This is a genomic window from Yersinia alsatica, from assembly GCF_025133195.1.
Taxonomy (GTDB): Bacteria; Pseudomonadota; Gammaproteobacteria; order Enterobacterales; family Enterobacteriaceae; genus Yersinia; species Yersinia alsatica.
Genome location: NZ_CP104006.1, coordinates 3,717,225 through 3,736,335, shown reverse-complemented (window position 1 = coordinate 3,736,335; position 19,111 = coordinate 3,717,225). Strand labels below are relative to the sequence as shown.

Below are 19,111 nucleotides of genomic sequence, written 5' to 3'. Positions count from 1 at the left end.
ACATCATGAAATATATAGTGCTATTGGTTTTTATCTTGTGCGTAGCCTATGTGCATTTTCGCGGGAAGGTTCGTTATAAGTTCTGGCGTCAACTTTCAGATCATTCGACATTTGTTTCGCCCATCAATGTTTTCATGTACTTATTTTCGCGGGTGCCGACAACACCCTATTTAAAACAGGATCTTTTCCCCGAGTTAGCCGTTTTGCGCGATAACTGGTTACAAATCAGGGAAGAGGGCAAAGCATTAATGGACATCCAGCAAATAAAGGCATCAGATAAATACAATGATGCCGGTTTTAACTCTTTTTTTAAAACCGGTTGGAAACGTTTTTATTTGAAATGGTATGAAGACAGTCATCCATCAGCCATGACACTGTGCCCCTATACCACCTCACTATTACGGGGGCTACCTTCAGTAAAAGCCGCCATGTTTGCGGAGTTACCGGACGGCAGCCGTTTACCTCGTCACCGTGATCCTTATGCGGGCTCTTTGCGTTATCACTTGGGCTTGATAACGCCAAATGATGATCGTTGTTTTATTGATGTAGATGGCACCACTTACAGTTGGCGCGATGGTGAAGGAATATTGTTTGATGAAACCTACATTCACTATGCTGAAAACCAGAGTGGGCAGAACCGGCTTATTTTGTTTTGCGATATTGAGCGACCAATGCGTTATCGTTGGGCGCAATGGGTTAACCATTGGCTAGGGCGTAACCTGATGACCGCGGCCACGGCCCCTAATGAAGAAGGGGACCGAACCGGTGGCGTTAATAGGGCATTTAAATATATTTATGCGGTGCGCAAAGTCGGTAAACGGCTGAAAGCTTGGAATCGCAGAATTTATTATCTGATCAAATGGCTATTATTTGGCGGGATTGCCGTATTGATTTTCTATGCATTGTAGCTTTTACGCACAGTTATTGAACCCGATAAAAAGCCCGCTTAAGTTTTCTTAAGTGGGCTTTGCTAATGAAGGCTTATGCTGTCAAGAGCACGAAAATAACCACTAATAAAGCTATAGCGATACAGTAGTGGCGCGGCAAGAGGGGGAGTATTGCGCGGTTGTTTAATCCTGAGGGCTAGCCATACCAGCCTCTGATAGATTCGTCCAAATTCAAACTACGCAGTGATCAAGCCCTGCAACCTAGTACAGCCTCGAAAATTACAGGTATAATCCCACAAATTATTCAATTGGTTTAGAAGCGAAGATGACAAAACTTACCTTACAAGAGCAGATGCTCAAAGCTGGACTAGTGACCAGCAAAAAAATGGCCAAAGTCCAAAGAACAGCTAAAAAATCACGAGTTCAGGCTCGTGAGGCAAGAGAGGCTGTGGAAGAAAATAAAAAAGCGCAACTTGAGCGTGATAAACAGCTAAGCGAGCAACAAAAACAAGCTGCTTTATCGAAAGAATATAAAGCTCAGGTGAAGCAGCTCATTGAAATGAATAAAATCGACATTTCAAAAGGCAATATTGGTTTTAACTTCACAGATAATAATTTAATTAAAAAAATAATGGTGGATAAGCTGACGCAAGCCCAGCTGATTAGTGGCCGCCTCGCCATTGCTCGTTTGGTTACAGATAACAGCGGTGAGAGTGAATACGCTATTATCCCAGCGAGTGTCGCCGATAAAATTGCACAGCGAGATGCGAACAGTATTGTATTAAATAGTGCGCTTAGTCAGGAGGATCAAGATGAAGAAGATCCATATGCTGATTTTAAAGTGCCCGATGATTTGATGTGGTAATTAACGTTTGGTAGATATCTATATATGAAAAGTCCCTCAGGGCTTTTCATATATATTTTATGCTCAACCTGTTCATGGAAAAATATCAGCATAGTCACCCATTTGGGCTGACCACCATAGTTTAAACATAAATAGTTTAAGCATAAATGGTTCGCTTTCAGAACGGGCTGGCATTATGGGCTTTGATCCACTCTCCGCTAATGGGATGTGCAAAATGCAGCTCACTGGCGTGCAACATCAGCCGTGGAGTCCGTTCGGTACCGGGTAGCTGGCGACCGCCATACAGGTCGCAACCCCAAATAGGGTGGCCCAACTGCTGACAGTGGATGCGGAGTTGATGAGTACGTCCGGTTTCCGGGGTCAGTTGTACCCGCGTCAATGGCAGTAACGCCCCATCATCCAACTCATGATAAAAGCGCTCAACGACCCGATAGTAGGAGCGAGCGGGCTTACCGTGGATTGCGCAAATCGACATTAGCGGGAACAGCGCCGGATCTTTGGCAATCGCTGCGTCTATCACCCCTTCGTTGTCATCCAGATGTCCACAAAGCAGTGCGCTGTACACTTTGGTCACTGTGCGCTGGCTGAATTGTTGGCAGAGGGCGGCATTTATAGCCTTATTGCGGGCAATCACCATCAGCCCCGAGGTACCGAAATCAAGGCGGTGGACCAGAGTGCAGCCAGGGAATATCTGTACCAGCCGATGATGCACCGAATCAAGATTTTGCGGATTTTTCCCCGATAGGCTGAGCAGCCCGGTGGGTTTATTGATAAGCACCAGATGATCGTCCTGATAAAGATTCTCGATCTTGTCATAGCACTGTGGGGCAATAAAGGTATCGATAATCTTGGACATAAGCGACCCGATGGAGAGTGGGAGCGGATGATAACGAATTTTAAGCCGACTGGCGAATCCGGCTATGGGTCTAACGGAGCAACTGGTGGCAATCTGTCACGCAGGTTACGACGCCAATTTTTCGCTCATAACTATCAGAAATAACTGAAAGCAAAAAGCCCGCTTAAGTTTCCTTAAGCGGGCTTTTCTAATTTGGCTCCTCTGACTGGACTCGAACCAGTGACATACGGATTAACAGTCCGCCGTTCTACCGACTGAACTACAGAGGAATCGTGTGAACGGGGCGCATGATATCTAGCATGCCGGATACTGTCAACGCTAAATTGGTGGATTTAGACTGACTGCTCAGCATCTGAACAAATACCTTATATTTTTCAAATTACACCGGTGCGGAAAATATATAAATTTACTCTCAGCGTGCTGAATCACTTAATTGATCACATTCGGCGGGGCTTGTTTCTTTCCGCCTGTCGGTGCATTGCAATCTATTAGGAGAGTATCTTACTTTTTATTTTTCCCAGCGTTTTAGCCTGGCAAGTGGATCTTGGCGATAGAAAGCACTGAAGTGCTGATAAACAGCAGGGAAGCGGTTTTCTAACAGTTCTGGTGCACTGAAAAAATACTCGGACAGCACCGCAAAACATTCGGCGGGGTCACTGGCGGCATACGCATCCATGCTGGCGGCTTCAATGCCGACCATATCTATCTCATCTTGAATATTGTCCATCGCCTGATGGAGATCATATTCCCATGCGGCGACATCACGCATAGCAATCGGCGGCACTCCATTAGAATGGCCGCCATTACGCATATCAAGCTTGTGAGCGGCTTCGTGGATGACAAGATTAAAGCCGGATAAATCAAAAGAATCTTGAATATCTTGCCAATTCAACACGATCGGACCTTGTTCCCAGCTCTGACCGGACTGCACGGTTTGGCCCGAATGAATTAAACCGGCATCGTCTTGCCAGTCATCATCAACCACGAAAGGGGACGGATAAATAAGCACTTCATGAAAGCCATCTAACCATTTAGCACCCAATTCCATTACGGGCAGTGCAAATAACAGCATCAAGCGAGCCTGCATTAATGGAGTCAATACCAAGCCTTGTAGCGGGACCAAACGTTTCTGTTGCAGCAAATGACTTGCAACAGAGACCAGCCGCTGCTGCTCCTGCTCATCCAAAGGTGCTAGCAAGGGAATACTCAGTGCTTCACGCCACTGTGCAAGCATCTCCGCTTGCGGTTGGTTTGCTTTCCACAGCCACTTAATCATCAGGTTGCTCACAAAGTGATAATTCGAACGTCTAAAGCAGGGAGGTGTTGTTGTAAACATGCCGTAAAAAGGGGCATGAACGCAACCGTTTCATGGGGTGATACCCCAGCGGTTGAAAGGACCGTCTCGAAAATTGTTGAAAAGAAAACCTTTCAGGGAGAAGAAATCCCTCTCGCTCTTTCATTATTCAAGCACTTATAGAAAAAAAATTCAGCGATCCTTATCACACTAAGCCTGTTAATTGGGGTGATAAATAATACGCTGCGCCAGCACATGGCTTTCTGATATTAGGTATATATTTAATGATAAGGGCAGGGATTTCTTATTACTTGCCTAATAGACGGGAGAAGACTATCCGCGGATTAACCGGTTCAATTGCGATCTTGGTGGCAGTATTCATGCCAGCGACTGTTGCGCATGCCACGACGGGCCATCCTGATCCTATTATGGTGGCTCAACACCATTTTGAGCAGCTTGAATCCTACCAACTCAGAATCCACTCCCAATCTGCGCTAGGCGATTCTACGATCATTCGTTACAGCTATCATAAGCCCGGCTATGTCCGCATGGATTTTGTCGAACCTCACAGTGGTGCGGCATTGGTCTATAACCCGGTTAGTGGCAAAGTTCGATTATGGCCATTCGGAATGGGAATGCTACCGGTCCTGAGCCTGCTGCCGACCAATAGTTTGATTCGTGATAAAAGTGGTCATCGGGTGGATCAATCCGATATCGGTGTTTTGCTCGGTAATATCCAACGTCTGCAACAAGGCGGGAAGACGGTGGTGGTTGGTGAGGAAAAGTTAGGGCAGCAACCAGTATTACATATGTCGATAACTGGCCCGGCGGGTATCAGTGTTGATAACGTCCATCGCTATGATATTTGGCTGGAGAATGACCAGAATTTCCCTGTGAAAGTAATGAGTTATGATGCCAGCGAGCAACTGCTGGAAACAGTCGTTATGGATGCCATGGTGGTTAATTTGCACTTTCCCGCCCATTTCTTTATTCCTTGATACGGAGTTGAACGATATGGCTGAGTATCGGTTTTCTACCCTCTGGCGCGTCAAGGCACCATTACAGATTGTATGGGATATCCTTGCTCATCCTGATATGTGGCCAAATTGGTGGAAAAGTCTGGAGCAGGTTGTTGAGATAGAAAAAGGGGATGTCCGAGGCATTGGTGCTTTGCATCGCTATACCTGGAAAGGCGCACTCCCATACCGAATAACGTTTGATATTCATGTGATTACTATCAAACCCCTACATTTACTTGAGGGTATAGCCAGTGGTGAAGTTGAAGGGATTGGGTTGTGGTCATTATTCTATGATGGGACGGATACTATCGTTCGTTACGACTGGCAAATTCGCACGAATACGCGCTGGATGAACTATTTGGCACCCATTGCGGCACCACTATTTCGTTGGAACCACCATAGCGTAATGCGCGAAGGTGCTAAAGGGTTGGCGCGAAAATTAGGCACTAAAGTTGATATTGGCTGACGTTGCCCCTCTACATTTCGGATAACAGAGTAAATAACCGGCAGTAATACAACATTGCATTGAGGCCGTTTATAACCACAAAAATAAAGGGTGTTATTTTAAAAACGTAGAAATATGATTTTCTCAGAAAGAATACTTTTATAACCACAAAGTGGTAGGGGGTTTATATGTATTCCATTTAAATAAAACTAGCCATTTTAAATGATAAAATAAATATCTTAGCATCGTCAAAATTAACTAATTAATGCATTGATTTAATTGTGCTTTATTTTTTAGTAAAATTTATTTTACGATTTATTTGTGGGTTTAAATGCAAGTGCCAGGTGTTTTATCTCGAAAAATAAATGAAATCCAGCATGACTGGAAATAATCCTGTAAGACAATTCCTACAATAAGTCGGCCTGCAGTCTGATGTACAAGGAATGTCTTAAAACGTTTAATAGCAGCATAAATTTTGAGTTCACATTTTGATTTGGGTCAGCCAAATACAAAACGAATTCAATTCCCAGGCACTAGGCCTATTAAAGTTTGGGTATCGCGACGCGATAAACATTATATATCAGGACTATTTAAATGAAAAAGCAACTGGCTAAAATTACTGTACTGTCTTCTTTAATTTTTGGTATTAACGCTGCCAATGCAGAGGCGCCAACTGCAGAATTAAAAGTGGTAGGTACTTTGACGGTGCCAAGCTGCACTATTGTTGCTCCGGATGACGGTGTTTATGACTTTGGTCATCTCTCTTCATCTTTAGTTAAATCCGGTGTTGCAACAACACCTCTGACGCCGATCACTAAAACCTGGACGGTAAACTGTGACGCTGAGACTTACCTGAACTTTACACCGATTGATAACCGCACTGCTTCAGCGAGTCTTGCTGCAACGACTAACTTCGGTATGGGTAACGTGAATGGTACCGGCAAGCTCGGTTACTACACTGCACAAATGAAGAACGGCACTGTTGATGGCAAAACATCTAACGTGTTCTCTTCTGCGACCACGACCTTCCCTGTTGCTACCACTGCCAATCTGACCACTGGTATGCGTACTGGTTGGTCATCTGCGGTTAACACCCAGACCACCGGTAAAGTGTTCACTGCTGATATTACGGTTAGCCCGATCCTGGCAGGTACCACCACGATGGGTGGCCCGATCACTGATGATGCAGAGATCGACGGCTCAATGACGATGAATTTCGCATTCGGTATCTAACTTCCGTGTTCGTTAATTCATAAAGTAAGGGCAGAGTTTTATATCTGCCCTTTATTTTAACGTTAATAATATTTATGGATAACTGCTAGCGATGTTTTTATATCGGGAGTTACTTTCATTTTATGAAAACGCATATTTCTAAATTAACTGTTCTGGCTTCTTTAATTCTATCTGTAGCGTCGCAAGCGGCGACACCAACAACAGAATTGAAAGTTAAAGGAAAAATTGGGGTTCCAAGTTGTACCGTCATTGCTCCCAATAACGGTGTTTATGATATGGGACGTTTGTCTGCTACTAATGTAAAAGCTGGGACGACCGTAACTGCGCTGCCAGAAATGAAAAAAAACTGGACTATCACTTGTGATTCAACGACATATTTAAGTTTGAGTAGTGTTGATAACCGCTTAGCTTCTGTCAGTGATGCTACATCAACTCGAAATTATGGATTGGGTAACATTAATCGTACCGGTAAAATTGGTTTCTACACAGTAATATTAAGTAATGCTAGCGTCGATGGCACCAGCACTTCTATGTATTATCGAGTGGGAACTGGGGCTGCCACATTAGGCACAAGTTTATATTTAGTTAATGGTTATACCTATGGTTGGTCAAACTCAACTTCGACTGCTAATTTTGGTAAGACGTTTAGCGCTGATATTGCTGTTACACCAACATTAGCAGGAACCTCTACTATGAATGGCCCAATTACTGAAGATTCTAATATTGATGGGTCACTGACTATGAACTTTTCTTTTGGTATTTAATTAAATAATTTCATATGTCAAAGGCTATTTTAAATAGCCTTCTTACGTTCTTTATTTTTTGAACAAAAATCGATCTGTACTCAGATTAAAAACTTTCGGGAGACCACATGTTTATCTGCCGTTTCCCGCGTCCATTCACCGCACTTCTTTTTTCTTTTTTTCCTCTAGCGGCTTTTTCCGCGACCAAAGGGGATGCAGTGGAGTTCGACATAAAAACATTGGAGGGCTTGGGTTTCTCGGCAGAATTAGCTAATTTTTTTAGCACACAGGATAAATTCTTACCGGGTGAGCATGATGTCACCATCATTATTAATGCCAATAAAACCTACCGTGTTGAAGCGACATTCGATAGTGAAGGGCAACTGTGCGCAGACCGAAAGCTATTGATGGCATTAAAGTTACGTCATAAAAACAGCGGAGACAGCTGCGAGAATATTGAATCTTTGTGGCCGGGGGTTGCGGTAAAGCTATTTCCCGGCCAATTTCGGGTTGAGTTGACATTACCGCAAGAGGCATTTGATCCTGAAATGGACAGCAGTGACTACCAGCGAGGTGGTCATGCATTGCTACTTAATTATAATTTATTCGGGCAGCGGATCGAAAATAACAGCGATAACCTTAATTTATTTCAGGGGCAATTCGAGCCGGGCATTAATTTTAATAACTGGGTGCTACGTAACCGTGGCTCTTATACCTATAACCAAGGTCTTAGCCACTATGACAATCAGGAAACCTATGCGCTACGCGCCGTGGAATCGTTAAAGTCAGTGGTGCAACTAGGTGAGTTTGGTCTGGTTGGCGATACTTATTCTGGCCTACCAGTAGCAGGGGCTCAGTTATATTCCGATAATGCCCAACTGAATAATTCGCAGTTAGTGGTTCCCATTGAAGGGATTGCCAACACCAATGCCACAATTGAAATTCGTCAGCGTGGCCGTGTTATTTATCGAACGGTTGTAGCGCCAGGGCCATTCTCGTTATCCAATATCAGTAACTTTTCTAGCGGTGTAGTCACAGATGTTGATGTCATTGAAGAGGACGGGAGTCGGCAACATTTTACGGTATCAAATGCTCTTGACCCTAATTTTGAGCAGCAAGCCACTACATACCAACTGGCTGTGGGCCGTTATCGCGACAATTTGCATGACAGTGAAAGCCAATCGCCACTCTTGGTTTCGGGCGAGATGTCTTTCAGCCCGGCGAATTCATTGCGCATGACATCTGCCGGGTTAGTTTCCCCTGATTATCAAAATATCAGTGTGCAAAATCTTTATAGCGGGTTAGAGAATGCCTGGTTTTCAGCGGCAGCCAGTTATACCAATACCAAAGATGCAGGACAGGGATACCAATTAACCTTGCAAAATCAGGTCGCAATTAACGGTAATCTGAGTGCGTCACTGTCTACAGTATATGACTCAGCTAATTACTGGTCACCGGATAATGCCCTAAGCGGTGGCAATAATCTGGATGACCTGATGTATGGAAAACTGAAGAATTCCACCTCGGCGGCAGTGACTTGGGCACACCCACGTTGGGGCGCATTTTCCTATGTTTTGTCTAATAATATGTATTATCAAGCGGCTGACAGTGTTTCCCATACTTTCTCAGCTAGCGAGCAATTTGGTCGGGTGACAACGACGTTGAGTTTTCAATCAACTTCGCAGGGGCAGAATGCGGTTTATGTCGGTATCAGTATGCCGTTGGGTAAAGGCTCACTTACGGGGCGGATGCAACGTAACAACGGCAATATGACCTTAGGTAGCTCCTATCAAGGTACTTGGGATGATAATAAAGGGTACTCGGTCGGGGTAACGGGCAGCAATAGTCAGCGGCGTGTTAATGGATCACTGAATATGAAAACGGCCTATTCGCAATTGGCTGGTGGGGTATCTCAGGCGACAAATAATAGTCGTTCGGCCTATATTTCGTCTAGTGGTTCAGTGGCTTATGCGAATAACACCTTTGCGACATCCTCCTCGGCTATTGGTGATACTTTTGCGGTAGTGAATATACCGAGCCAATCCAATTTACGCGTATCGTCGCCGAGTAGTGGAATGGCAATTACTGATTATGCCGGGACAGCATTGCTGCCATCAGTGATGCCTTATACTTTATCAAAGGCACAAATAAGCACTAAAACATTGCCACTTAATATTCGTCTTAATAGTACCAGTGCAGATTTGATGATGACCCGTGGCACTGTAGCCACCCGTAACTTTGAGGCGATAGAAACGCGCCAATTGCTGCTAACCATTCGCGATAGCAATAATGAAATGTTGCCAGTAGGGGCTAACGTGCTGGATGAAAAAGGTAATTTTCTGGGCACAATTATTGGTGATGGCAACTTTATGTTGGAAAACAAAGCAATTGGTACAACGTTACGTGTTAAAGCAACCAACCGCAGTGAATGTATCGTGAGTTATGCTGAGCCGGATAAATTTGATCCAGATACATTGTATGAAGTAGCCGAAGGCACATGCCATTGATACTAAAAGTGGCGATGAAAACAGAGACTCAACAATATTTTTTAGACATAGGATCTATTATGAACAATACGATGATTAATACAGTGACAGCATTTCACCCTATTTGGGGTCGCATTAAATTCAATCGCGTTAAATCGCTTTTCATTTTTAGCTTACTGCTGTTATTGAGTGGTTGGAGCCTGACAACTTATGCTTCGTTTAAATTAGAGAGCACGACGGTCATTTTAAAAGAGAGTGAGGGCCGCGCGAGTTTTACTATCGATAATACCTCAGCAAACCCAATATTACTGGTAACTAAACTGGTTGATTTGGATGGTAAAAGCCTCAGTAAGCAGATTTTGATTTCACCTCCGGTGACTCGCATTGACGCAGGGCAAAGTCAGCAAGTTAACTTTGTATTGAAGAAAGGCACGGTACTCGATACTGAAGTATTGTTAAAAGCCTCATTTGAAGGTGTTGAGCAGGTACCGGGTAATGCGACAGTAATGCCAATTCGTCAGGAAATCGGGTTTTTTATCCAGCCAAATGCGGTGCCACAAATTAAAACACCATGGCAAGAATTGGTTTTCTCTACCTCTGGTAATAACTTAATTATTAAGAACCCAAGCAAGCATGTAGTTCGCCTAGGCCCACAGGTGATTCTGGCCCCAAGCAATGAAGTTGTTGCGTTGGGTAACCCATATATTATGCCTGGTGCTAGTAAGCAATTCCCCATTAAGTCATCACCAACATCAGTAAAAATGACACCTCTGAGCCGTTATGGTTTTGCACAAGCGGAAGTTGCAATTCCTGTCACTCATTAATATCAAATAATCATGAATATTAAACACGGCCAGTAATGGCCGTCCGTTCGATATGAGTTATATAGTTCTAAATTGGCAATATGAATTGATAATCATTCTTCTTTAAGTGCTAATAAACATGGTGGTTATTGTTGTTTTTTATAATGACAGCTGTTAATCGTCATGCGTTTTTGCCAAAAAATAAAATATTTTCACTTTTATAACGTAAATAATGTGTAAACGTCATTTTTGGACAAATTTACGTTGTGCTTTTTTGTGATGCAGGTCACATAGTGACTGTTTTTTAGCAGTTTTTCCTCTTGCCGATACAAGAAAATTCCTAGAGCCCTGTTTTGTATTGTTTTTTTATTTCATGTTTTTTCGATACTTATAATTTGTGACAGATTAAATATTTTATTTATTATCTCGGTTGTGGGATTTTTCCTACAAGTGAAAAGATATATCACACAGTCTGATTCAGCTTTCTTTTATTCATATTTAATCATTCTTATTATTTAACAAAATATTGATGATCCTGCATTTTTGGCCTAATTGACAATATTTTAAATGATGGAATAATAGACACAACGAAATCGGACTTCACTGATTCAGGATATAAATCCTAATTAAACTTATTGGTCTAAACATATTTAAAATCACGGGGAAATAAACATGAAAATTAAAACTACTAGCGCATTAATTGCGGCTATAGCGGGTGTATTTATCGCACAATCTGCTTTTGCTACAGACGGTACTATTACTATTAATGGTCAAATTACTGATACCACTTGCGGAGTTTCAGTAAACAATGGCACCAAAGATGGCACAGTAAACTTACCGACTATCTCTGCAAGTGCATTGAGCACTATTAACTCGGTTGCCGGCACAACACCTTTCAATATCGTCTTGTCTGGTTGTACTGGGGCTTCAATGACCAATGCTTATGCTTACTTTGAGCCGGGCTCTACGGTAGAGACTGCAACTGGCCGTTTGAACAGTAATGGCACATCGACTGGTGTTCAGGTTCGCCTGTTAAATAAAAACAGCGCACCCATTGTTGTGGGGGGTGCAGGCCAGAGTAGTGTAGTTGAAGATATTGGTGGCGGTGGCGCGACATTAACTTACTATGCACAGTATTATGCGAACAATGTCACTGTTGAACCTGGCACAGTAACGACGCAAGTTGACTATACTATTGTTTATGACTAATTAATGCTTGTGATATAGCGGGGTTGATAATGGGGACTTGTTAATTACCCACGTTATCAGCTACAACATGGGAGCTTAATGCTCCCTGTTTCGTTCGCTCTATAATTGGAAACCTTATGCGTAAAACATTCTTTATAGCATTTACCCTGGCCGCATTATTAGTTGCTGTGACAGTTGCTCGCGCTGAAGTGATGATTTCGGGGACACGTGTAATTTACAATGAAAAACAACGTGAGGGTGTCGTTAAGGTTTCCAATACCGGGAATATGCCGGTTCTTCTTCAAGCCTGGATTGATAACGGTAATGCGAATGCGCGTCCGGATACTATCAAGGTGCCTTTTAGTGTTACGCCACCGGTAATACGTTTAGATCCGAAGAGAGATCAAACTATCCGGCTGTTTCGTACCGGCAGTGGCTTAGCCACAGATCGTGAAACCCTTTTTTGGTTCAATTTATTAGAAATCCCGCCTAAGCCAACAAAAAGTGCCACCGGTGAAGATAACAAACTGCAATTGGCTTTCCGTACCAGAATTAAAATGTTCTACCGGCCGGCAGAATTAGTAATGCCGTCAGAGCAAGCAATGAAACATTTGACCTTCTCTAAGAAAGGTAACCAATTGGTAATAAAAAATGCGTCGCCGTATTACATTACCTTTAGAAAAATTGAACTTCGCGCATCAAAAGAAAGCCCGATTTTGGCTAATATGAGTAAGATAAATAATAAAATGGTGGCACCTTTTGCTGAGCTTAGTTTGCCGGTCACTACTCAAGGGTCAATTAATAATACAACGCAAGTATTTTATTCTATTATCAACGACCAAGGTGGAGAGACTCAGGGCACTCAAAAACTGGAACAATAAAATTATAAAACATAAATAAAATTAATTTGTCTCTTTCTGCCATTTTTATGGCGCAGCTTCATTTAATGGCCTCGACATAATGCTTAGTTATTACATGTATTATCAAAAACGCGAGCGCCCGAAATATTTATCGGCATTCTCTCTTGTTATTTGTAGCTTGGGTAGTGTGCTATTTAGTTCAACTTCAGCAGCTGAAGATCCTGAGCATGTCGAGTTCAGCGATTCTTTTCTCCGTTTCTCTGTAGATGCGGCGCGTTACAGTGAGGGCAATCCTGTTGCTCCGGGTGAGCGCAGCGTTGATATTTATCTGAATGAGCAGTGGATTGGGCGTCAGAATATGCGCTTTGAGTTACCTACGCCGGATTCTAAAGTTGCCTCCCCCTGTTATGACGCCACACTGTTTGCGGAATTAGGAGTTGATATCACACATATCACTTCTGATGTTCAACAGCTGCTTGAAACGACGGGTGTGTGCCTGCCATTGAGCAATCTCGTGGAAGGCGGCAATGCCATTTTTGATGAGAATACTCAGCGCCTGGATATTCAGGTTCCTCAAGCTTTTTTAATCCGTCAGGCCCGTGGCTATGTTAATCCCAAATATTGGGATGATGGGGTGACGGCGGCAACCTTGAAATATGACTACACCGGTTATCGCAGTAACCAGCACGATATCAGCAGTCAGACCTATCAATATCTGGGGCTGTTGGGCGGTTTTAACTGGCAAAGTTGGCGTTTGTATTACCGTAGTGCACTAAATCGTAGTGATAGCCAAGGATTTGATTATCAAAATCTGGCCACCTATGCTGAGCGCGCCGTGCCATCCCTGTACAGTAAAATGACGGTGGGTGATTCAAGCACTGATGGTCAGGTATTTGACAGTATTAGCTACCGCGGTATTGAACTGACCTCGGATGACCGCATGTTTGCAGATTCTCAGCGCGGTTATGCACCAGTGGTCCGTGGTATTGCCCGCACCAATGCCCGCGTAGTGGTACGACAGCAAGGCCAATCTATTTATGAGACCACGGTACCGCCGGGGCCGTTTGCCATCGACGATCTCTATCCTACTGGTCAGGGCGGCAATCTGAGTGTGACCATCACCGAAGCTGATGGTAGCGAACAGTCATTTGTCGTGCCTTTTACCTCTATAGCTGAATTATTGCGACCGGGAACCACGCGTTATTCCCTGATGGCCGGTGAGTATCGTGATAATTCAATGGTCGAAAAACCGGCTCTGTTTATGGGAACCGTGCGCCATGGTTTATCCAATCTGATTACGGGCAATGGTGGCGTAGTGGCGGCTGAAGGGTATCTTTCTGCTTCTGCCGGGCTGGCATTTAATACCTCCGTCGGTGCACTGGCATTTAGTGTGACACAGGCGCAAACCAAGCTACCGGGGGAAAGTGATCAAAATGGTCAGAGTATTGGTGTGACCTACGCCAATTCATTACCCGAAACCAATACCAGCCTAACCATTGCCAGTTACCACTACTCTAGTGATGGTTTTTACACAGCTTCTGAAGCTATGCGAATGCGTGACTATCTGCAGCACGGCGAAGTGAATAGAACGGTTTTCAATTCTAGCTTGCCAACGGATAGCACCAGCTACGATGACAGCTTTAAATATCGTCGTCGCAATCAGGCGCAAGTCAGCATTACCCAAGGTCTGCCCGAGGGTTACGGTGCGTTTTATGCCAACGCCAATGCGCAGGATTACTGGGGCGGGCAACGACGCGATATGAATTTCCAGCTTGGCTATAATAATAGTTATAAGTCACTGAGTTATAACGTGGCCCTTAACCGGTTACGCAATATGTCTAGCGGGGATTGGGATAATCAGTTGAGTGTCTCTTTCTCTATTCCATTGGGCAGCAAAAATGGCTCACCGCGTTTGAACACCAGCTATACCAGTACTCGCGAGAGCAGTTCGATACAAACTGGCGTGTCAGGTTCTGCGGGAAGTGATAGTCAATTTAACTATGGTGTTTCGGTTGCGAATAATCGTACTGACGAGAATGGCAGCTATAACACTCTGGGCGTGAATGGTAATTGGCTGGCACCGAAAGCTACTATTGGTGGCAGTTATTCGAAAAGTAATGATTACGATCAGGTCAGCGGCAGTGTGTCTGGTGGTGTTGTTGCTTATCGCGGTGGTGTGATATTTGCCTCAACGTTGGGTGATACCGTTGGCATTATCGAGGCACCGGATGCGGCAGGGGCGCGAGTGACCAATTATTCAGGTACCCGCCTTGATAGCCGAGGTCGGGCGATTGTGCCTTATCTAAGCCCTTATCGACAAAATGATGTTGAACTTGATCCGAAAGGTTTGTCGTCAGATGTGGAATTTAAAACCACCAGTCAGCGGGTTGCTCCAACCGCGGGCGCAGTGGCGTTGATGAAGTTTGAGACTTCCAGCGGTTATTCGATTCTATTGACCGGGCATCGGGCGGATAGCACGCCATTGCCTTTTGGTGCTGAAGTAAAAGATGCTAATGGTATTGGTGTAGGCTATATCGCTCAGGGCGGGCAAGCCTTGGTCCGGGTGCATGAGCAAGAGGGCCATCTGCGCGTCATCTGGGGTGAGGGTGCAGGTGAAAGTTGTGGATTTGATTATAAATTACCCGGCGGCGCTGTGGCTCAGGGAGAATTCCGGCAGTTAGAGGTGATATGCAAATAAATACTATCGGAAGACAGGAATACGATAATGATGCAACGTAACTTTTTGCCCTTGAGTTCAGCCCTATGGGCTGTAATTGCCCGCTGGAAGCCGCTGTTTTTAGGTGGTTTACTGCTGCTGGGTTATGCCGGAGTGGCTAGTGCCGAGGGGGTGTATGCTAACTGCGCGCGTAACAGCGGTTATTATCAGTATTTCGATACCACGTCGCTGGAAATAGGTAAAGACAGTATCGTCGGTAGTGTGATTGGCCCTTGGATCAATTCAAATAACTCTACCGCCTGGAATTGCACGCCTAATAGCAATTATCAGCAACCAATTACTTTTAGCGTGCAGGGCTATCCACCCTATGGGGTAAACAGCAGTATCAGCACCGATGGGCAAACTTATAATGTTTATAACGGCACTGGCAAGACTGGCTTGGGGTACATTGCCCGCTGGCGTTTTAGCCTGAATGGTAAAACCACTAATTGGCAGCCGTTAACTATCGCCACTGGGGGGCAGCAAACACATTCTGAGTCGATCGCCATCAGTTACAATGCCGGGGTCAAATTCTATCTGGGGCTTGATGTCCAGATTCGTTTCGTCAAAACCGCTACAACCCTGACCAGTGGCACGATACCGTTGTTCGACCCGACTTATATGCGCCATGTGCAAATCTACAATAACGGCACGCCTGCGGTCGGTGATCTCACCTATATGATTACCCAGTTTAAAGCCGGGAGTTCAATTGCCGCAGCTGGCGGCACTTGCACGACGCCCAATGTGACGGTGAATTTGCCCGAGGCTTCAGTCAGTGATTTTCATGGGGTTGGTTCTAATGCCGGCCGCAAAACATTTAATCTGGCATTCAACCAATGCCCAGCCGGGTTGGCCAGCATTGGTTACAGTTTTGCGGCCACGACGAAAGTGCTTGATGCTACGAATGGTGTAGTGGCACCGAATGCAAGCTCCACAGCCAGTGGTGTCGGCATCCAACTATTACGTGGTACGGGTACACCGGTGACCTTTGGTACGGTTTATCTGCTGGATAACTACGATGCGACCTCAAAGGCCAACTATCAGGTGCCAATGCAGGCCGGGCTGTTTCAAACCGGCAACTCGGTGGGTGCCGGTAGTGCTAATAGCGAAATCACTTTCACGCTGAATTATAAGTAGGACTACTATGTCAGCTTCTCATCGTTGGGGCTTAAACTTGAAAGGTCGATGGTTAAGTGGTTTGCTACTCGCCAGTGCGATGGCCTTGTGTAGCCAGATTCCAGCAGCGCATGCCGAGATCTATCTGGGTGCTACGCGTTTGATAGTCAACGCCAAAGATAAAGAAGCGACACTGAGAGTGGTTAACGAAGGCCGCTCAGCGGTGCTGCTTCAGATCTGGGTCGATCTTGGCGAAAGTGAAGCGCCACCAGAGAAAATCACCACGCCTTTTATTGTGTCCCCACCGATTTTGCGTCTGGATGGCACGCGCTCACAACGTCTTAGAGTCTTATTTACCGGCAGTGGCACACCACTGCCCAGTGATCGTGAATCGGTATTTTGGCTAAATGTACTGGAAGTCCCACAGAAGGTACCGAACAATGCTGCCAGCCAAATGCAGATGGCCTTCAGAACGCGGATCAAATTATTCTATCGACCGCAGCAGTTGCAGGGAATAAGCACCGCCACTATTCAGGAACAACTCCGTTTTAGCCTGATAAAACAAGGAAATAAATCTGCGGTACTCGTTAGTAACCCCACACCTTTCCACCAGACGTTGCTCGAAATCTCACTGGGGCGCGATAAGAGCCAGATTGTCGCGAGTGTCGTCCCCGAAAGCGGCATGATTAATCCTAAAGGACAGGATAGCTTTGTTTTGGAGCAAACCAAGGGCATGGTGACTGCTGGAATGAAGGTATTTTACTCGGTGCTGGATGACTTTGGCACGGTGGTGACGGCTGAGCAGCTATTGCAGCCCTGATGGGCTGAGTACTCAATCATAACCGCTGACTCGACGCTACTTTCCGCGGCAATAATGGGCTGGCAATAGTCGAAGAAATGAAATCAAGAAAATTCCTATAAATCAATCTGATAGATCTGGTTTTCGCCTCATTTTTCCTGTTGGTCTCTTCGGCCACAAGTGATACCTTTCTAGAATCATTTGGTGTGGAATATTCAAATATCGCCACACCAGACAATTGCTGACTTTTTCAGGGTCAATACACAGGTGTATTTATGACGCTTTATGATATTAAACCACGATTTCAGGCGTTACTGCGCCCGTGTTTGGCTTGGTTGCACCGGCGGGGGATTACGGCAAATCAGGTCACATTATTTACCCTGATTGCCTCATTAGTGGTTGGCTGCTTATTGCTATTATTTCCAGCGCGGATGATGTTTATCCTACTGCCCGTGTTCCTGTTTTTCCGTATGGCGCTGAATGCTATTGACGGCATGTTGGCGAGGGAATTTAACCAGCAATCTCATCTAGGGGCTTTATTAAATGAGATTGGCGATATTGTCTCAGATGCGGCGCTCTATCTGCCCTTCGCTTTACTGCCTTTTGCACGTCCGGAGCTGGTGATATTAGCGGTATTTCTCGCCTTACTGAGTGAGTTTTGTGGTGTTATGGCCCAAACATTGGGCCGTCCACGCGGGTATCAGGGGCCGATGGGGAAAAGTGACCGCGCACTGTTATTCGGGGCTTATGGGCTAGCAATTGCCCTATGGCCACAGGCTTTAGCGTATTCCGGGTGGTTGTTTGCGCTGGTATCCATATTACTGCTATGGACCTGTATTAACCGCTGCTGGGCAGCACTAAAGCCAGAGGCATAATATGAACTCGACTCTTGTTGTCAGTCTGTCCGTCATTTTTGCTTTATTAGCCGTAGCCAGCGTCACTATTTTGGTCTTGATATTGCGCTACCCACAAAAAGACTGGCTGGAATTACGCCAGCGTATTACCAGTTGGTGGCTGATTATTATTGTTTTTGCCGTCGCTATGGTTAGCCCAAAATGGCTGTCGCTGGTTATCTTCGGTTTTATTAGTTTTTTGGCATTAAAAGAGTTCCTGACGCTTATTTCAACTCGTCGCTCTGACAATATTCCTTTGCTATGGATGTATCTCGCTATCCCGATTCATTATTTATGGATTGGAATGGGTTGGTACGGCATGTTTGTTATTTTCATCCCAATTTATGCTTTCTTATTCTTGCCGGTACGCATGGTGATGATTGGTGATACCCAGGGCTTCTTGCATGCGGCATCCAATATGCATTGGGGGTTGATGACCACGGTATTTGCACTCAGTCATGTGGCATTCCTAATGGTATTACCCGGCGGTATTGGCGGGCAGGGCGCGCTGTTAGTGGTGTTCTTGGTGGCATTAACCGAACTGAATGATATTGCTCAATACTTATGGGGGAAATCATTAGGCCGCATCAAGGTTACGCCGAAAGTTAGCCCAAATAAGACGCTAGCCGGTTTGCTGGGCGGAGTGGCAACCACCATGGTATTAGCGGGTATTCTGGGGCCACTATTAACACCGATGAACCTCGCGTTTTCACTGCTTGCCGGGTTACTGATTGGTTTAACCGGGTTCTGCGGTGATGTGGTGATGTCAGCAGTTAAACGCGATCTTGGGGTGAAAGATTCAGGCAAATTATTACCTGGTCACGGTGGCATTCTCGACCGGCTGGATTCCTTGATCTATACCGCGCCGCTATTTTTCCATTTCATTCGTTATTTTTATTATTGAGGGC

At 45.0% G+C, this 19,111-nt stretch carries 17 protein-coding genes and 1 tRNA gene; 15 read left to right on the top strand and 3 right to left on the bottom strand.

The annotated features are described in order from the left end of the window. The first annotated feature begins 5 nt into the window (after positions 1 to 5). Both lpxO and N0H69_RS16675 read left to right on the top strand, forming a co-directional pair. Entirely contained in the window at positions 6 to 908 is a 903-nt protein-coding gene (gene lpxO, locus N0H69_RS16680; protein WP_050111060.1) for a lipid A hydroxylase LpxO, read from the top strand. A 304-nt stretch (positions 909 to 1,212) separates the two neighbouring features. Further along, positions 1,213 to 1,752 carry a DUF2058 domain-containing protein gene (locus N0H69_RS16675; RefSeq protein ID WP_050152526.1) on the top strand — a complete coding sequence of 180 codons (540 nt, stop codon included), beginning with the start codon at positions 1,213 to 1,215 and terminating at the stop codon, positions 1,750 to 1,752. Positions 1,753 to 1,909: 157 nt separating this feature from the next. On the opposite strand, the gene N0H69_RS16670 is transcribed toward N0H69_RS16675, so the two are convergent. The 3 genes from N0H69_RS16670 to mtfA form a co-directional block, all read right to left on the bottom strand. After that, entirely contained in the window at positions 1,910 to 2,608 is a 699-nt protein-coding gene (locus N0H69_RS16670) for an RluA family pseudouridine synthase (protein WP_050152525.1), read from the bottom strand. A gap of 193 nt (positions 2,609 to 2,801) precedes the next feature. After that, positions 2,802 to 2,877 (bottom strand) — tRNA-Asn (locus N0H69_RS16665). A gap of 239 nt (positions 2,878 to 3,116) precedes the next feature. After that, the gene (mtfA, locus tag N0H69_RS16660) at positions 3,117 to 3,884 is read right to left on the bottom strand and encodes a DgsA anti-repressor MtfA (RefSeq protein ID WP_050121910.1); all 768 of its coding nucleotides are present in this window, start codon (positions 3,882 to 3,884) and stop codon (positions 3,117 to 3,119) included. Between the two features lie 398 nt (positions 3,885 to 4,282). Between mtfA and N0H69_RS16655 the strand changes: the two genes are divergently transcribed. From N0H69_RS16655 to N0H69_RS16595, 13 genes are all read left to right on the top strand, one after another. Beyond that, positions 4,283 to 4,900: a MucB/RseB family protein gene (locus N0H69_RS16655; protein WP_145529265.1), complete on the top strand. Its 618-nt coding sequence runs from the start codon at positions 4,283 to 4,285 to the stop codon at positions 4,898 to 4,900. A gap of 16 nt (positions 4,901 to 4,916) precedes the next feature. Continuing rightward, the gene (locus N0H69_RS16650) at positions 4,917 to 5,387 is read left to right on the top strand and encodes an SRPBCC family protein (protein ID WP_050151334.1); all 471 of its coding nucleotides are present in this window, start codon (positions 4,917 to 4,919) and stop codon (positions 5,385 to 5,387) included. 573 nt (positions 5,388 to 5,960) lie between these two features. Next, positions 5,961 to 6,599 (top strand): DUF1120 domain-containing protein, encoded by a 639-nt coding sequence (locus tag N0H69_RS16645; protein WP_050151333.1) that lies wholly within the window; start codon positions 5,961 to 5,963, stop codon positions 6,597 to 6,599. Between the two features lie 122 nt (positions 6,600 to 6,721). Next, the gene (locus N0H69_RS16640; RefSeq protein ID WP_050145271.1) at positions 6,722 to 7,363 is read left to right on the top strand and encodes a DUF1120 domain-containing protein; all 642 of its coding nucleotides are present in this window, start codon (positions 6,722 to 6,724) and stop codon (positions 7,361 to 7,363) included. Positions 7,364 to 7,470: 107 nt separating this feature from the next. Further along, a complete protein-coding gene (locus N0H69_RS16635; RefSeq protein WP_050106737.1) occupies positions 7,471 to 9,849 on the top strand; it encodes a fimbria/pilus outer membrane usher protein in 2,379 nt (792 codons plus the stop codon). Positions 9,850 to 9,908: 59 nt separating this feature from the next. Further along, entirely contained in the window at positions 9,909 to 10,652 is a 744-nt protein-coding gene (locus tag N0H69_RS16630; protein ID WP_375541920.1) for a fimbria/pilus chaperone family protein, read from the top strand. A gap of 651 nt (positions 10,653 to 11,303) precedes the next feature. Next, positions 11,304 to 11,840, top strand: a complete 537-nt coding sequence (locus N0H69_RS16625) for a fimbrial protein (RefSeq protein ID WP_050106736.1) — start codon at positions 11,304 to 11,306, stop codon at positions 11,838 to 11,840. 116 nt (positions 11,841 to 11,956) lie between these two features. Beyond that, the gene (locus N0H69_RS16620; protein ID WP_050151332.1) at positions 11,957 to 12,700 is read left to right on the top strand and encodes a fimbrial biogenesis chaperone; all 744 of its coding nucleotides are present in this window, start codon (positions 11,957 to 11,959) and stop codon (positions 12,698 to 12,700) included. Positions 12,701 to 12,779: 79 nt separating this feature from the next. After that, entirely contained in the window at positions 12,780 to 15,377 is a 2,598-nt protein-coding gene (locus N0H69_RS16615; RefSeq protein WP_050151331.1) for a fimbria/pilus outer membrane usher protein, read from the top strand. A 27-nt stretch (positions 15,378 to 15,404) separates the two neighbouring features. Then, positions 15,405 to 16,532: a fimbrial protein gene (locus N0H69_RS16610; RefSeq protein WP_050134715.1), complete on the top strand. Its 1,128-nt coding sequence runs from the start codon at positions 15,405 to 15,407 to the stop codon at positions 16,530 to 16,532. A 7-nt stretch (positions 16,533 to 16,539) separates the two neighbouring features. Further along, positions 16,540 to 17,331 carry a fimbrial biogenesis chaperone gene (locus N0H69_RS16605; protein WP_050151330.1) on the top strand — a complete coding sequence of 264 codons (792 nt, stop codon included), beginning with the start codon at positions 16,540 to 16,542 and terminating at the stop codon, positions 17,329 to 17,331. 254 nt (positions 17,332 to 17,585) lie between these two features. After that, a complete protein-coding gene (locus N0H69_RS16600) occupies positions 17,586 to 18,185 on the top strand; it encodes a CDP-alcohol phosphatidyltransferase family protein (RefSeq protein ID WP_050106732.1) in 600 nt (199 codons plus the stop codon). Position 18,186: 1 nt separating this feature from the next. Continuing rightward, positions 18,187 to 19,107, top strand: coding sequence for a phosphatidate cytidylyltransferase (locus N0H69_RS16595; RefSeq protein WP_050106731.1), 921 nt, complete (start codon positions 18,187 to 18,189; stop codon positions 19,105 to 19,107). Positions 19,108 to 19,111: the final 4 nt, after the last annotated feature.

Bases quoted from the DNA above. Each gene is read 5' to 3' on its own strand.
- N0H69_RS16635 (WP_050106737.1), top strand. From the start codon at position 7,471: ATGTTTATCTGCCGTTTCCCGCGTCCATTCACCGCACTTCTTTTTTCT.
- N0H69_RS16610 (WP_050134715.1), top strand. From the start codon at position 15,405: ATGATGCAACGTAACTTTTTGCCCTTGAGTTCAGCCCTATGGGCTGTA.
- N0H69_RS16615 (WP_050151331.1), top strand. From the start codon at position 12,780: ATGCTTAGTTATTACATGTATTATCAAAAACGCGAGCGCCCGAAATAT.
- lpxO (WP_050111060.1), top strand. From the start codon at position 6: ATGAAATATATAGTGCTATTGGTTTTTATCTTGTGCGTAGCCTATGTG.
- mtfA (WP_050121910.1), bottom strand. From the start codon at position 3,884: ATGATTAAGTGGCTGTGGAAAGCAAACCAACCGCAAGCGGAGATGCTT.
- N0H69_RS16625 (WP_050106736.1), top strand. From the start codon at position 11,304: ATGAAAATTAAAACTACTAGCGCATTAATTGCGGCTATAGCGGGTGTA.
- N0H69_RS16620 (WP_050151332.1), top strand. From the start codon at position 11,957: ATGCGTAAAACATTCTTTATAGCATTTACCCTGGCCGCATTATTAGTT.
- N0H69_RS16675 (WP_050152526.1), top strand. From the start codon at position 1,213: ATGACAAAACTTACCTTACAAGAGCAGATGCTCAAAGCTGGACTAGTG.
- N0H69_RS16650 (WP_050151334.1), top strand. From the start codon at position 4,917: ATGGCTGAGTATCGGTTTTCTACCCTCTGGCGCGTCAAGGCACCATTA.
- N0H69_RS16645 (WP_050151333.1), top strand. From the start codon at position 5,961: ATGAAAAAGCAACTGGCTAAAATTACTGTACTGTCTTCTTTAATTTTT.
- N0H69_RS16595 (WP_050106731.1), top strand. From the start codon at position 18,187: ATGAACTCGACTCTTGTTGTCAGTCTGTCCGTCATTTTTGCTTTATTA.
- N0H69_RS16630 (WP_375541920.1), top strand. From the start codon at position 9,909: ATGAACAATACGATGATTAATACAGTGACAGCATTTCACCCTATTTGG.
- N0H69_RS16655 (WP_145529265.1), top strand. From the start codon at position 4,283: ATGCCAGCGACTGTTGCGCATGCCACGACGGGCCATCCTGATCCTATT.
- N0H69_RS16600 (WP_050106732.1), top strand. From the start codon at position 17,586: ATGACGCTTTATGATATTAAACCACGATTTCAGGCGTTACTGCGCCCG.
- N0H69_RS16640 (WP_050145271.1), top strand. From the start codon at position 6,722: ATGAAAACGCATATTTCTAAATTAACTGTTCTGGCTTCTTTAATTCTA.
- N0H69_RS16605 (WP_050151330.1), top strand. From the start codon at position 16,540: ATGTCAGCTTCTCATCGTTGGGGCTTAAACTTGAAAGGTCGATGGTTA.
- N0H69_RS16670 (WP_050152525.1), bottom strand. From the start codon at position 2,608: ATGTCCAAGATTATCGATACCTTTATTGCCCCACAGTGCTATGACAAG.